This window comes from Vibrio sp. NC2 (assembly GCF_025195005.1).
GTDB lineage: Bacteria > Pseudomonadota > Gammaproteobacteria > Enterobacterales > Vibrionaceae > Vibrio > Vibrio splendidus.
This window is the reverse complement of the sequence record NZ_JANVFC010000007.1, coordinates 120,093-135,006: the sequence shown is the minus strand read 5'-3', so window position 1 is coordinate 135,006 and position 14,914 is coordinate 120,093. Positions and strand designations below refer to the sequence as shown.

14 protein-coding genes are annotated in these 14,914 nt (G+C 44.4%); 4 read left to right on the top strand and 10 right to left on the bottom strand.

Annotated elements, in window-relative coordinates; all coding sequences use genetic code 11:
- Positions 1-89: 89 nt before the first annotated feature.
- A complete protein-coding gene (bluB, locus tag NX845_RS11825) occupies positions 90-758 on the bottom strand; it encodes a 5,6-dimethylbenzimidazole synthase (RefSeq protein WP_017096089.1) in 669 nt (222 codons plus the stop codon).
- A 433-nt stretch (positions 759-1,191) separates the two neighbouring features.
- Here bluB and NX845_RS11820 point away from each other — a divergent pair, with 433 nt between their 5' ends.
- From NX845_RS11820 to NX845_RS11810, 3 genes are all read left to right on the top strand, one after another.
- Positions 1,192-2,391 (top strand): DEAD/DEAH box helicase, encoded by a 1,200-nt coding sequence (locus tag NX845_RS11820; protein ID WP_004731773.1) that lies wholly within the window; start codon positions 1,192-1,194, stop codon positions 2,389-2,391.
- Between the two features lie 110 nt (positions 2,392-2,501).
- Positions 2,502-2,906 carry a PPC domain-containing DNA-binding protein gene (locus NX845_RS11815; protein WP_102456103.1) on the top strand — a complete coding sequence of 135 codons (405 nt, stop codon included), beginning with the start codon at positions 2,502-2,504 and terminating at the stop codon, positions 2,904-2,906.
- Between the two features lie 84 nt (positions 2,907-2,990).
- On the top strand, positions 2,991-3,614 hold the full coding sequence (locus NX845_RS11810) for a PolC-type DNA polymerase III (RefSeq protein WP_004731776.1): 624 nt from the start codon (positions 2,991-2,993) through the stop codon (positions 3,612-3,614).
- A 70-nt stretch (positions 3,615-3,684) separates the two neighbouring features.
- Here the strand turns inward: NX845_RS11810 and NX845_RS11805 are convergent, their stop codons facing one another.
- Positions 3,685-4,521, bottom strand: coding sequence for a DUF6279 family lipoprotein (locus NX845_RS11805; RefSeq protein WP_017081936.1), 837 nt, complete (start codon positions 4,519-4,521; stop codon positions 3,685-3,687).
- 302 nt (positions 4,522-4,823) lie between these two features.
- Between NX845_RS11805 and NX845_RS11800 the strand changes: the two genes are divergently transcribed.
- Positions 4,824-4,997: a hypothetical protein gene (locus tag NX845_RS11800; RefSeq protein WP_017077429.1), complete on the top strand. Its 174-nt coding sequence runs from the start codon at positions 4,824-4,826 to the stop codon at positions 4,995-4,997.
- A gap of 84 nt (positions 4,998-5,081) precedes the next feature.
- Here the strand turns inward: NX845_RS11800 and dbpA are convergent, their stop codons facing one another.
- The 8 genes from dbpA to NX845_RS11760 all read right to left on the bottom strand — a co-directional run bounded on the left by dbpA (position 5,082) and on the right by NX845_RS11760 (position 14,906).
- The gene (gene dbpA / locus NX845_RS11795) at positions 5,082-6,461 is read right to left on the bottom strand and encodes an ATP-dependent RNA helicase DbpA (protein ID WP_004731781.1); all 1,380 of its coding nucleotides are present in this window, start codon (positions 6,459-6,461) and stop codon (positions 5,082-5,084) included.
- Positions 6,462-6,610: 149 nt separating this feature from the next.
- Entirely contained in the window at positions 6,611-7,519 is a 909-nt protein-coding gene (locus NX845_RS11790) for an aldo/keto reductase family oxidoreductase (RefSeq protein ID WP_017096086.1), read from the bottom strand.
- 218 nt (positions 7,520-7,737) lie between these two features.
- A complete protein-coding gene (locus tag NX845_RS11785; protein ID WP_215514701.1) occupies positions 7,738-8,331 on the bottom strand; it encodes a hypothetical protein in 594 nt (197 codons plus the stop codon).
- 167 nt (positions 8,332-8,498) lie between these two features.
- Positions 8,499-9,443, bottom strand: a complete 945-nt coding sequence (locus NX845_RS11780; RefSeq protein ID WP_102456102.1) for a PstS family phosphate ABC transporter substrate-binding protein — start codon at positions 9,441-9,443, stop codon at positions 8,499-8,501.
- Positions 9,443-10,081 carry an OmpA family protein gene (locus NX845_RS11775; RefSeq protein WP_017096083.1) on the bottom strand — a complete coding sequence of 213 codons (639 nt, stop codon included), beginning with the start codon at positions 10,079-10,081 and terminating at the stop codon, positions 9,443-9,445. Before NX845_RS11775 ends, NX845_RS11780 begins: the two co-directional genes overlap by 1 nt.
- Positions 10,081-11,394, bottom strand: a complete 1,314-nt coding sequence (locus NX845_RS11770; RefSeq protein ID WP_017096082.1) for a TolC family outer membrane protein — start codon at positions 11,392-11,394, stop codon at positions 10,081-10,083. Before NX845_RS11770 ends, NX845_RS11775 begins: the two co-directional genes overlap by 1 nt.
- Positions 11,395-11,428: 34 nt before the next feature.
- On the bottom strand, positions 11,429-12,754 hold the full coding sequence (locus tag NX845_RS11765) for an HlyD family type I secretion periplasmic adaptor subunit (protein WP_017096081.1): 1,326 nt from the start codon (positions 12,752-12,754) through the stop codon (positions 11,429-11,431).
- Positions 12,747-14,906 (bottom strand): type I secretion system permease/ATPase, encoded by a 2,160-nt coding sequence (locus NX845_RS11760; protein WP_017096080.1) that lies wholly within the window; start codon positions 14,904-14,906, stop codon positions 12,747-12,749. The genes NX845_RS11765 and NX845_RS11760 overlap by 8 nt, the downstream gene beginning before the upstream one ends.
- Between the last annotated feature and the right edge of the window lie 8 nt (positions 14,907-14,914).

Sequence of the window (14,914 nt, the reverse complement as noted above, 5' to 3'; positions counted from 1 at the left end):
CTCGGTTTAAAGCAAATATCAAAAAGGGCTCAATGAGCCCTTTTTTAGATCTTGATACTAGCCATCGAGATTAATGCTGGTAGATGCAATTACTCTTCGTTTGACTTGATTTGGTCTGAGTTCCACTTTCCTTGATGAATCGCAGAATTGACGTCCCTTCTTGGTAACCAGCCCATGGTTTCTAGTTCGGGTTTATCTTTGAAGTGGTCAACGTAGCCGATACATAAATACGCCACGATATCGATGTTTTCTGGGATATCTAAAGCGTCTCGCAGTGTTGAGTCGTGAAGAATGCTCACCCAACCTAACCCAAGGTTTTCAGCTCTTGCCGCGAGCCACAAGTTTTGCACCGCACACACAGTGCTGTACAAATCCATCTCTTGTTTGATGGTTCTACCTAGCACGACCTTTCCGGTTCGATTACGGTCGCAAGTCACACAGATACCGATCGGTGATTCAACAATACCTTCAAGCTTTAATCGCTTATACATCGCCTGCTTTTCATCGGTGAACATTTCCGCGGATTCCGCATGAGCCTGATTAAAACCGGTTTTGATTTGTTGCTTGGTTTCGATATCACGGACAACGACAAAATCCCAAGGCTGCATAAAACCAACGCTAGGAGCATGGTGCGCTGCGGTTAGCACACGCATCAAAACGTCTTCCGGGATCTCATCAGGAAGAAACTGACCACGAACATCTCGGCGAGAAAAAATCGTTTTATATACTGCATCGCGTTCATTCGGCGTAATTTCCATACATCCCTGTCTTATTGTCGTCTTATTGAGTCAGTATTATCCAACTAAAGTGTGTATGTTGCTAGGGCGTGTTGACCTTTCGTGGTTAAATTTTGTTCGAGATAAAAGCGTTTTAATCGCGGCGAGGGAGAAGTAGCCTAGTCATTCTAAGCAAATCTCCCTCAACAAAGAGTAAAACGCTTTTAGCCGAACCCTTCGGGCAGCGTTTGCTGGTCATTTCTACTACGTTATCGGCTTCTCATGTAGGCTAGCTACACATCAAAGCCTCTGCCTTGTATAAATACCCAGCAACTCGCTGCAAAAATTAGCTCGAAAGATCAACATGCCCTAGTAGTACACAAGCAACATGGTAGAATGCCGCCATTAATCTTATCCTTGTATAAGATTGTTGAACCTTTCCATCGCTATTTAGCCAAATCATACCGAGAAACTTATGCCATTTTCCAAGCTTGGATTAAGCTCACCTATTGTTAAAGCCGTTGCAAAACAAGGCTATGAAAAGCCAACCTCTATTCAAGAAAAAGCAATTCCGATTGTGCTTTCTGGTAAGAACCTTATTGCTGCTGCACAAACAGGTACAGGTAAAACTGCGAGCTTTGTTCTCCCTATCTTAGAAATGCTAAGTAAAGGTGAAACACAACGTAAAAAACGTATTCGCGCTGTTATTCTGACACCAACTCGTGAGCTTGCGATTCAGGTTGAACAGAACATTACTAAGTACGCGAAATTCCTAAACCTGACATCATTAGCGATGTACGGTGGCGTATCTTACCAGCACCAGAAAGATCGTCTTATTGAAGGCGTCGATATTCTTGTGGCAACACCAGGTCGTTTGATCGATATGTACGGACAACGTGCCGTTCACTTTGATGAAGTTGAAGTTCTGGTTCTTGATGAGGCCGACCGCATGCTAGACATGGGTTTCATCGAAGACATCAACAAGATCATCGCACGTTTGCCACAAAACATTCAAAACCTGTTGTTCTCAGCAACGCTATCAACGCCAGTACGTGCGCTAGCGAAAAGCGCAATCAGTGAAGCGGAAGAGATTTCAATTGCCAAAACTGACGCTTCTAAAGCGAACATTGAGCAATGGTTGGTAACCGTCGATAAAGACCGCAAATCTGCGCTATTAAGCCACATGATCACTGATGGTGAATGGGACCAAGCGCTTATCTTTATCGAGACCAAACACGGCGCGGCTAAGCTAGTTGCCCAACTTGAAAAACGTGGCATCCAAGCTGAAGCTTTCCACAGTGGACGTAGCCAAGCGATTCGTGAAAAGATTCTGGCTGACTTTAAGAAAGGTCGTCTAAAATATCTAGTTGCAACGGGTGTTGCTGCTCGTGGTATCGATATCGATAACCTAAGCCGCGTAGTCAACTACGACATCCCATTCCCAGCGGACGACTATGTTCACCGTATTGGTCGTACAGGCCGTGCTGATGCGTCTGGTGAAGCGATCTCTTTCCTATCGAAAGACAACTTCAAGAACCTGTGCATTATCGAAAAACGTCTTGGTCACTTGATTGAGCGTCGCGTTGTTGAAGGTTTCGAACCACGCAAAGAAGTGCCAATCTCTGTATTGAACTTCGTGCCTAAAAAGAAAAGAGATCTGCAGCAACCTGAGTAATTTCAGATTTAGAAAATGCGAAAGTCCGCATTAGCCAAAACAAAAATAAGACGAAGCCCAATGTGGCTTCGTTTTGTTCTTTGAAATACAAATAAAACTGAGGCAATAAGATGATCACTCCTATCGCAACGAGATTAACCCGAGGCCAAGACCTAAAGCTTGAGCTCCAAAAGCTAGTGACAGCGCACAATATCTCAGCGGGCTCTATCGCGTCTTGTGTCGGGTGTGTTTCTCAACTCAATATTCGTCTGGCTAATGCAAACAACACCAAGCTAATCACAGCTCCGTTCGAAATTGTGTCGCTTATGGCAACGCTAACCCCAAACCACCAGCATGTTCATATATCGGTTGCTGATAAAAATGGCGATGTGATTGGTGGGCATTTGCTTGAAGGGACGATTATCGCAACCACCGCTGAATTGATTGTTCACCGTTACGATACTTTGACCTTCAACAGAGAGCATGACGATTCAACGGGTTACACTGAGCTCACTGTCAGTAGCAACACGCAATAGAACAACAACACGCAATAGATCGCCCCGTAGCAACACTAAGCGCCCCATATAAAGCGATACAACCAAATAGTATTAGGAAACACGATGGCTCCAAACTCCGCAGACTCCGTTATCGTTCTCGATTTCGAAACCACAGGCTTATCGCCAAACATGGGTGACCGAGCGATTGAAATCGGTGCGGTTAAATTAGTTAACGGCGAAGTCGTCGACACCTTCCAGCAGCTCATGAATCCAGGGTTTCGTGTTAGTGGGTTCATTGAAAGCTATACCGGAATCAGTAACCGTATGTTAAGCACTGCGGCCAGTTGCAGTGAAGTGATGGATGAGTTTGCAGACTTTATCCAAGGCAGCCAACTTGTTGCTCACAATGCGTCGTTTGATAAGCGCTTTCTCGATGCGGAATTAGACTTTATTGGCCGAGATTACACAGGCAAGTTCGCTTGCTCAATGTTGATTGCTCGTCGTCTAATCCAAGACGCACCGACTCATAAGTTAGGCGACCTTGTGCGTTTTAAAAATATCGACAACGACGGTACTTTCCACAGAGCGTTAGCCGATTCAGAAATGACAGCACGGTTATGGTTATTGATGATTGATGAACTGCAAAGTGATCACGGTATTCAACAACCGAGCTTTCAACTGATGCAGAAAATATCTAAGACCGCTAAAGGCTCGATTCCAAAGCTGCTGATGAGTAATAGAGGCTAACTCTCTGCATTCGGTTTGGGGTTTGTCAGAAGGCTAGTAGCAAACAGTCACTAGCCTTAATATAGCTACTCTACTCCTGCAGTGTCACCAGCGTTGACTTGAGGCTCTCTAACTCATTCATGAAATAAGACCATTGCTTATCACTACTCGCTGCGGCGATATCCACCAAGAATTTCGCTGATGTCTGCATATTCTTATCAAGCTTAGACTCCAGCTCTTGCGGATAATAATCTTCATTGTTCAAAAGTAGCTTCATAATAATTGGCTGTGCAATATGTAAATCGGTCTTCTTCTGCATAAGTGTCGTTAGGTCTCGATACGTATTATTTTGATATTGTCGCCAGCTGTCGTTAGTATTTACCCACTCTTGAGACCACGTCAAAATAATCGTTTTTTGCTCTTTCGATACCGACCCAAGCCATCGCTCTAACCGATCTTCAATTCGACTTCGATAACGTTCTCTCGAATCTTCATCATTCAATGATAATCTTTCTTCGTAATATTCTTGCTGCTTTTCCCTAAAGTTCTTTAAGAATTCGTTATCTTGCTCTGGGGTAAGCTGCATACTTAACGCGTAAATATCTGGAGCGAACTTATTAACGATCGAGCGAATATGATTTTTAGTTTGTTCACTTTGATCAATGATAAAAGCAGAATTCATATCAGAACGGTCTAGATTTTGAATCGCTTGCAGTTGCGACATATACAGCGGAAGTTGGGTTTCTTTGTGCCATTGCTGTAATAAGTCGAGGCGCTCTTCGAGCTCTGCTTCTTGACTGTTGGATAGAGAAACAAAATCTTCAATATAGCTAACCGCAAACCAGCTTATATTGTTGTAGGCAAATTTAGTCCCGCAACCAGCGAATACAAAACAGACTAATAAGACTAACCATCGACACTTTCTCATTTAACCCTCTCACGATATTCAGCAAATCCACAATCCATTAACTCACCCTTTTAAGGTTAGCTCTAGTTCTTATAACGCTCGTTCTAGCTCTTATAAAAGTAGCCTTAATAAGCAGTGGCTGTAAAAACTTTGAGATAAATTGAGACTCAGACTTGCTAATCTAGCTATTTCGGCAAATGATTAAACTAAAAATAATTAATGGCAGTGATGTAACTTGATTTTTATTGCTCATTTGATGTAAACGAAACCTATAAACGAATGGTTTATTTATTTTCAAATGATTAATATTTGGGAGGTAAGCTATGGCCGCTACTCCTCATTATACAAGCGAGTTAGAGTACGAGCTTTGTTATTTTGACGATGGAAGACTAACCACAATTACGATATCCGCTAATAATCGACAGGAAGCGATGACTTGGTATCTTAGCGAAGGAAGACATATCAACGATTTCTATTCGATCAGACCTGATGAATAAACGTTTGATGCGTTACTGGCTGTGGAACACCCTTTACTGCATTATCACTAGCATGACTTAGCAGTAAAGGGAGACAATCTCGAATTACTTCAGAATTCGGGCGCGGAATTGACGACCCTTCATTTTACCTGATTCGATTTTACCTAATGCTTTCTTAGCCATTGATCTTTCTACAGCAACGTAAGCACGCATCGCGAACAAGTTGATCTTACCTACTGACTTACCATCAATACCGCCTTGGCCTGTCAACGCACCAAGGATATCGCCTGCGCGAAGTTTCGCTTTCTTACCACCATCAATCTGGATGGTTACCATGTTTGAGTAGTACGGCTTAGCGATTGGTTTAGCTGGCAACTGAGACGGTTCGATTGGCATATCCATGTACTCATCAATTTGAGCAACACGGTGCATCTCTTTTTCGCTAAAGAAGCTAATTGCGACACCTTTGCTTCCTGCACGACCAGTACGACCGATGCGGTGCACGTGTACTTCAGGATCGCGAGACAACTCAAAGTTGAACACTGCATCAAGGTTATCAACATCAAGACCACGAGCGGCAACATCTGTTGCAACCAAGATAGAGATGGTTTTGTTTGAGAACTGAACCAAAGCTTGGTCACGTTCACGCTGTTCCATGTCGCCATGAAGCTCGATAACACTGAAACCACGGTGGCTTAGCTCATCATTTACGTTCTGCACTTCTTTCTTAGTATTACAAAACACAACCGCTGACTCTGGTTGATGATGAAGAAGCATTAGCTCTAGTGCGTCATCACGAGCTTCAGTACCTTCAACCTTGTAAAAGTGCTGTTGGATGCTTGAGTGATCGTGCGTTGATTCAACCTTCACCATTTCAGGGTTATTCATGATGCGGTCTGCAACAGATTTGATCTGTTTAGGGAAAGTTGCACTGAACAATAACGTTTGACGATCTTTTGGTGCTGCTTCAATAACAGCATCTAGTGCATCTTGGAAACCCATTTCCAGCATGCGATCGGCTTCATCTAACACAAGTGTGTTCAACTCAGACAGGTCAATACGCTCTCTCTCTAGGTGGTCCAGGATACGACCAGGAGTGCCCACAAGAATGTGTGCGCCATGCTCTAATGAACCAATTTGTGGGCCCATTGGCATACCACCACATAGTGTCAGCACTTTAATATTGTGAATGCCACGAGCAAGAGTACGGATCTCTTTTGCTACTTGGTCTGCAAGCTCACGAGTCGGACATAACACTAAAGATTGAACACGAAAACGCTTAACGCGTAGGTTTTGCAGCACGCCTAAACCAAAGGCAGCTGTTTTACCTGAACCCGTTTTACCCTGACCGATAACATCCTTGCCATCCAGAATAGTAGGAAGACTTAACGCTTGAATAGGCGTCATTTCAGTATAACCAAGAGAATCTAACGTATTAAGAAGCTCAGGTTTAAGGGCGATTGAAGAGAATTTTGAAGTGCTCAATGGAAATATCCAACTGGTGAAAAACAGAGTGCATTATGAGTGTTTTTGAAAATTATTCCACCTTAATCACAGTTTTGAAGAAACATGTTAGGCGAACACAAAAAAGCCAGCTTTGTTAGCTGGCTTTTGATTCTATTTTGAATCGCTGCCTATGGCACACCGTGACCTTTAGAAGCAACCCATACGCGATACCATTGCTCGCGAGTCAGCTCTATTTTCAGTGCATCAACAGCCGTCTTCACGCGTTCAATCTTACCTGAGCCAATAATTGCAATTGGGTTAGATGGTAAACGACGAACCCAAGCGTAAATCACTTGGTCAATGCTGTCTGCACCCACTTCTAGACGAATCGCCTCTAGCTCATCACGAACGCGAATCGCTTGTGCTGAATCACCACTGAAGATGCTACCGCCGCCTAGACAAGACCACGCCATTGGACGAATACGGTTCATCTGCAGTTGATCTAGCGTGCCATCATGAGCCACTTCGAAGTTCAATGGGTTGATTTCAACTTGGTTTGTCACCAGTGGCTTACCTAGTCGAGATTGCAATAAGTCGAACTGGCGCGGTGAAAAGTTAGAGACACCGAAGTGCTTAACTTTGCCGACCTTATGTAGTTCAGCGAACGCTTCTGCTACTTCATCCGCATCCATCAGTACATCTGGGCGGTGAATAAGTAATACATCAAGTTCGGTTACACCCAGACGCTCTAGAGAGTTATTTACCGACTGGTAAATATGATGCGCGCTGGTGTCATAGTGATTGATCTTACGATCTGGAGTGTGGTCTCCACACAAGTTGATATCGCACTTGGTGACGATTTGAATATCATCACGAAGGCTTGGCTCAAGCGCTAATGCTTCACCAAACAACTTTTCACATTGGTAGTTACCGTAAATATCCGCGTGATCAACAGTTGTGATGCCAAGATCAATGTGCTGCTTCAGGAAAGTCAGGCGTTGTTGCGGGGTCATACCCCATTCTGCTGTACGCCAGTATCCTTGCACCAACTCAGAGAGTTCTGGGCCTTGTGGCGCTGTCGTTACTCTTGCAACCATGGGTTGTCTCCTTTATCAATACTGAACGTATCCTAAGCGCGTTTTACCGAAGGCTCAACGTATAACAAATGGCAAAGGTAAACGCTTACTAAAAAATGTGAGAGCCGCAGAAAAACGAACACTAAAATCAATAATAGCTTGCTGTCTGCCCCTCAGCCGCTCTCCCAAAAGGCTTTTTTACTCTAATGAATGACGAAACTATCTATAAATTTGAGCAATTAAAGACGATTTAGTTCAACCGTTAAATTGTCACCATCACTATGCAGCTGAATCCAAGGAACTGAAGAACCAGAAGAAGATGAGGAAGAACTAGGCACATTCCATAAACTCATTTGCTCAGAGGAATGATGTGGTGCATTGATGAATTCGACGAGTTGTTTATCTACCTCATCAAAACCAACGCCCTCATGTTTCGCTTGTTCAAGTTGAGCGACCACATCGAACTCATCCTCGCCAATCCGAATAGAGCTGAGCGCAAAGCCATCTTGACGAAGGTATGCCTGAAGCTTTGTGTAACTTAAGTTCGAATATGGCAGGTTAAGGCGAACCACCTCTACGCTTGAGTCACCCAACTCCAGTTCAACATAAACATCCAAATCGTAATATTGAGTGAGGCCACTGCACAACAGAGTGCCTTCAACTTCGCCACAATCCATGAGATCGATATCGTTAATATAGTTTTGAGAACTCGGTTGAATTGGGCTGCTATTGAATACCGTTCGCAACCACCAGCTTTCACTCGCTTGCGCAGAGAATGAAAGGGTATTCAGAACCAATAACAAAGGTAGGATTAAGACAGGAAGAGTTCTCATTAATTGTGCTTATTCGCGCGGTATGAAGCGCCCATTATACGTGACCAATCAACAAACAACTGCTCGAGTCGCAAACTTTAGGCGAAAAAAAACGGGCATACATGCCCGCTAGATAAATTCTATCGCCGAATAACGTAACCCTTCACGATTACATCACGATATTTGAATCACTTATACCCACCTTCAATAGCTGGTTCTTCAAGGGATAGCCTTACTTTATTTCGTTGAATAGCTTCTGGCGGCAAACTGATGAAACCGTATTGGTTCAACACACCTTGATGTTCTTCCGACAAAGTCAGCCCAACAAAGAACTTCTCTTGTTCCGTAAAGCCTTTGCGATGCGCGGGAATATTCAGGTACATATAGTAAACCGTTGCCAATGGATAACGACCAGAGAGAATCGTTTCTTTGTTTAAGTCGTAGTTCACCCCTAGATTATCAACCACACTCAGCCATTTCACATCAGAGATCTGATCTGAGTAAACGGTGTAACCAATGGCGGCATCTTCGTCTTCTATCTTGTTAATCAGATCCGGCAAATCCGCTAAGAATTGAGTATTCGCATACTCCCCGTCAGCTCCACATTCAACCCAACTTGAAAAGGTGGTATGGCCTTGCAGATTGTGGTCGATAGCAAAAGGCAACATGTGTGTGTCTAAGCTTTCTCCGTCACGAGTGTCACTGCTTGGTGTCCATTTAGGATGCTTAGGGTCGCTAGAACAACCAAACACATCGATAAGTTCAGCAACGCTGATGGATGTGGCTGGGTTATTCTCGTTCGCCAGGATCGCTATTACGTCTGCGGTAAACATCAGCTCGGTCGGTCTGTAGCCGTAGCGCATGTCGAACCTAGCCATCTCTTTGTCAGTCCACTTTTTGGAAGTAATACCAACTCGTGAACGTTGCATGATCATCTGCTCTGGGACACTGTCACTCAACAAAATTTCTAAGTCGATCTCTTGGCTCTCAAGCAAATCTTTAACAAGACCTTCCATGTTCGGTTCAATTGCGACTAAACCAATATCACTCACGTCATTCGCTAACGTTGATACAGAAAAAAACGCAGGTACAGCAGCAAGCAGTAAGCCCGATTTATTAGATAGACGTTTCATTACTGGCCTCCTACTGGATCAATCGATGTCTTAGATTCAACATCACTATTGCTGTCGAGCTGCATCTCTGAGGTGAAGATATTCCAAGATGGATTTACTTCCATACTCTCTGTTTTTAACACCGCAATGGTTCTACGTTTACGCTTGTGAAGGTGCTGAGTTAAGCTGGTGATCTGAGTAAACTCTTGTTCGAAGATACGCTCACCATTGATGCCTCTATCAATCAATGCGTCTCGAATCACGCCCGTTCTTTTCTTCGCCAATGCTTTGTTATAAACGTTGGTGCCTTCTGAACTCGTATCACCGACTAAGGTAACTGAGGCGTCTGGTTGCTCACCAAGTAAACGTACTAATTCGTTGAGAACGGCTGTGTGTTCTGGTTTAAGTACATATTTATCGAAATCAAATGCCACACTTAAGACTTCAACATCTTCAACAATCTTCCAATTGGCACAGCCTTTAATGTCTACCGTCACACCTTCTGGCGTATCAGCACATAGATCTCGCTGGTTAATCACACCGTCACGGTCATCATCCGCAAGGTCATCAATTTGATGACGAGTCATCGTCGTATCTGGCGTTTCTGCACACCCCATCAGCAAGATAGAACTCAGTAGCGCTAGTTTAAAATGTCTCATTACTTGTTCTCCCCTTGCCACTCTTCTGGATGTTCAATCCTTAACGCATACGTCAACATTCCCATCGCGTTCAATACGCGGTATGCCGCTAACGTTTGATCGTATTCAGTGCTGATAAAGTTTCTTCGAGCCAAGAACACTTCAACTTTTGCGTCAAGCACATCCAACAGGCTTCGTCTGCCAACATTGAATTGTTGGATATAGCCAAGCTCTGCAATTTTTGCTGCATCCACGTTCTGTTGAAGTAGGGATTTCTGCTGCTCTAGCATCTTGTAAGCATTCCAAGCCAGTTGTGTACCTTCTCTAACCTCACGCTCTGTTCGTAATCGGATCGCTCTTGCCTCTTCAACTCGCCAAGCTGACGATTCAACTCTAGAGTCAGTAGAGAAACCATTAAACAAGTCATAATCCATCGTCAACATCAGTCGAGCATCTTCATCAACACCACCCGGAGGGTTAGACACATTGTCATTCTTGTTGGCATGAAGCTCGAGCTTTAGCTCTGGGTAGTAATCCCCTTTCTCGCGGCGCATTTCTTTACGAGCGGCATCGATATCAAGCAAAGAGGCTTGGATTTCAGGATGGTTCTCGACAGCCTGTTCAAGCGCGACCTGTGCTGAGCTTGGTAATAGAGCATAATCAAAACGTGGATAAACCAAGTTCACAGCAGGCTTGCCGACTAAACGTAGGTACTGAGTTTGTAAATCAAACAGGTTATTCTGAGCAGCGATTAATGAAGATTGCGCCGTCGCAACACGGGCAGAGATTTGAGCCAGATCCGAGTTGCTACTCAAGCCTTTGCTCTTTTTATCTTGGATATCTTGATAGATCTCTTGGTGCTCTTTTACATTACGCTTAGACAGTTCAAGTAGCGTCTCTGCCTTAAGAATATCGAGATAGTTTCTCACCACATCTAACGAGACATTTTCAGCGCGTGAAATCAGGGTTAATCGTTCGGCTTCAGCTTCGAACGTTAGTCGGTCGACATTCGACGTCGTTTTAAAACCGTCGAATAGTAACTGAGATACCTTAACGCCAATCTCGGTTCGCGTTAGCCCGCGGTCGTCAGTGTCGAGTTTGCTTCCGCTGTTATAGCGAGTCTCTTCATAGCCTGCCGCTGCGTACAAGTTCACTTGTGGCATATACAAACCACTCGCCGCGTCTCCGTCTCTTACCACCGATTGGTATCGGGAGTACTGCGCCAATATCTCTGGGCTATAGTCGATGGCAAAGGCCACGGACTCTTCTAATGAAGCTGCTTGAGACAGTCCACTCATTAGTAAGCAAGAAGAGAGTAAGAATTTTGAATGCATTACACTTCCTTTTATATTTATGCTTTAACCCACTTCATCGTTCGCGAAGTGAGTTTTCCTTAGCTCGTAAAATAGGTTTTAACCAATAACTCAATACTGTTTTTTCTCCGGTCAATATATCAACCGCGACTTGCATCCCTGGGATAATGCTAAAAGCAGAATTTTGTTGTTGGTCTTCGTTTAACTGAATATGGGCGCGATAATAGGCGTTGCCGTCTTCCGTTTGTAAGGCGTCGGCACTGACATAAATCACCTCGCCTTTAAGTCCGCCATAAATGACAAAATCATAGGCCGTGAATTTGACTGTTGCACCCAATCCCGTATGAACAAATGCGATATCTTGCGGAGAGATTCTCGCTTCAACAATCAAATCACTGTTTGATGGAATGATCTCAATGATTGGTTCGCCGGGACGAACTACACCACCAATGGTACGCACAAAGACCTCTTTAACTGTTCCGTCAACTGGCGCTAAGATTTGTGTTCGTTTCAGTTGGTCGGCTATCGCCTGTTGGCTTTCATTCAATTGCGCTATTTTGCTGGCAACTTCGTTCAGTTGGCCTTGTACTTTGGCACGAAAATCTAACGCGATGCTGCGTTGGTCAGCTATCGATTCTGAGTAAGCAGCTATCTGTTTCTGAGCCGCCACTTTCGAGCTGGCAATATCACCTTTCAGTTTAACCACATCACGGTTCAGTTTCAGCAACTCGACTTCTGCTACAGCACCACTCGCCACTACGTCTTTCAGCATGTTGCGCTCACGAATCACAATCTCGAGGCTGCTTTCAAGAGTCTGGATATTATTTAGCGTATCGACACGTGCTTGGTCTTGTTGCTCGATACGAAGTGCCGCCTCTTCCAGTTCAGATTTCAACTGTCCTAAACGCTCTCGGTAGTTCGCCTTGGCATTCATTAACGCAGGGTGGCTTGATACATCAACCGCAATGTCTTGAGGCACCAAGACCACTCGTTCAAACCACTGTTTTGCGTCGTTATTTAAAACGACCGTCGACAGCTCAGCCTTTAATCTCAATTGCTGAGCTAGTAAGGTATCCGCTTGTTGAGCCGACTCTAGAAACGCCGCCTTAAAACGTGTGTCTTCTAACTTAGCTAGAGGTTGCCCCTTCACTACAGATTGGCCTTGTCGCACCATGATCTCTTGAACCAGTCCACCTTCTAAGCTCTGAATGGTTTGCACCGAAAGGCTTGGAACGACTTTACCTTCACCGATCACGACTTCTTCTAATGTTGCCCATGTCGCCCAACCGATAATCGATACAATCAATAACGCGCTGAGCCAGATCAGCTTGCGAGAACGAAATGCCAAATGATTGTTGGTCCATTGAATATCATTACTCATGACGACCTCCCTTCACCACAGATACCGTCTTAAAGCGGCTCGTACCTTTAGGTACACTTTTCTTCTGTAAAGAGAGAATTTCTTTAGGCTCACCTTCTGCCACGATTTGACCTTTATCCAATACAATCACTCGATCACACATCATCAAGAATGAAGATTTATGGGAGCTGATCAGCATTGAGGTTTCTCTCGGCATACTTTGAAGTGCATTGAAGAACTGAATCTCGGCCTGATTATCTAGCGCACTGGTTGGCTCATCCATAATCAATAACTTTGGACAACGATACAGAGCTCTCGCGATGGCAACGGCTTGGCGCTGACCACCAGAAAGTAACCGACCACCCTCACCGACAGGTGTTTCAAGGCCATTGCTTAGGCGCCCCATGTAACCATTCAAACCCGACTGTTGCAGCGCTTGTCTTAGCTTTTCTTCATCAACGTTGGTCGCACCCAAAGTAACGTTGTCGTAAACGCTGCCAAAGATCAAATTAGTGGTTTGCCCTACCCAACCCATTCCGCTACGTAAGACACTGGTTGGCCATAATTGCCCGTCAATCTCTTGGTAAAAAGCTTGCCCTGTTGTTGGTAAATACTGACGAGCAACAATCGATAAAAGTGTGGTTTTTCCAGCACCCGCCGCACCGACAAGACCAACTCGCTCGCCCGGCTTAATATCAAGAGAAATCTCTTTCAACGCAGGGCTTTGAGTATCAGGATAGGTAAACGTGACCTCATCTAATCTGACTCCACCAGCAAAATCACCCTTGTCGATCACTTGGTGCTTAGATTCTTCTTGCGGTAAGTCCATGATCTGGTTGAGACCTTCAACGGCAGAGCGTGTTTGTTGGAATCTCAGCATTAAAAGAGAAAGTTGGTTTACTGAGCTCGCAGCACGTCCACTCAACATCACCACCGCTATCAAGCCACCCATACTCAATAAGCCTTCAGAGATCTGATACACGCCGAATATGATCAGAGTGATGGTGACGATCTGCTGACTCGACTGAATAGAATGAGTCACAATATTAGAGTAGTGACGAGATTGAGTCTGCCATTGAGAGAGCGATGAAATAGTCTGTTCCCAACGTTTCTGAGTGATTCCTTCTGCGTTGTTTTGCTTGATGTCCGGAAGGGTTGTTAAGCAGTCAAACAGCTGGGCTTGTCTTTGGGTCGACAAACGTGCGGTTTCATCGAATGTTTTCTCGACTTTACCTTTCATCGCAATGCTCAGCACAATCAAGACCAACATGATCGCGACAGGAATAAACATCATCGCACCACCGAGCCAGCCGATAAGGAATAGGAATAACAAGGTGAACGGCAGGTCAACTAAAGTAACCAAAGAAATAGAAGTGAAGAAATCTTTAACGCTATCGAAATCTTGAAGCTGTCTGGCAAATGCGCCTACCGATTGAGGTCGATTTTCCAACTTCATACCAAGGACTTTGGAGAACAGTTGAGAAGACAACTTGTTATCAATATAGCGCCCAGCCATGTCAGTCACAGAGCTTCGTGAGCTTCTCAATACCCAATCAAAAATAACAACAATACCAACACCTGCCGCCAGAACCCAAAGCGTGTTAAACGCTTGGTTCGGAACCACGCGGTCATACACGTTCATAGTAAAAAGAGGCACGACTAGCGCGAGCAAGTTGATCAAGAATGAAGCGATAAACAGGTCTCTGTACCAAGGTTTTACTTCTTTGACGACACGCCACAACCAACGGGTGTTGGACTTATTCTCGCTGCGTTCATGGGATTGAACGCGAGCATCATCGAGAGCTTGAGCACCCACTTGCCAAACATACGATTCGACTTGAGCAACCAATTCTTTTAATGAAGTTTGTTGGTTTGAGTTGGTTCCGCAATCCAATACTTGAAAATCGTCACCGGGACCTTGAGTAACGACAAGGGGACTCCCTGTCGCGGAATTAACAGCAACAACGGGGAACTGACATTGAGTCAGTAATTCTTTTTTTACGTGGCTCAGAGTTAAGCCCGATTTCTCAATCGCTCTTGGGAAAAGGGACTCATTGAGCCTTCCTTCGACTAAAGGTAGGCCAGACACTATTTTGGAAGGATGGCTTCGAACATTAAAATGCTCACATAACCACTCAACACAACCTAGCCAGCTGTCTTTTTGTTCTACCAATCTAAACT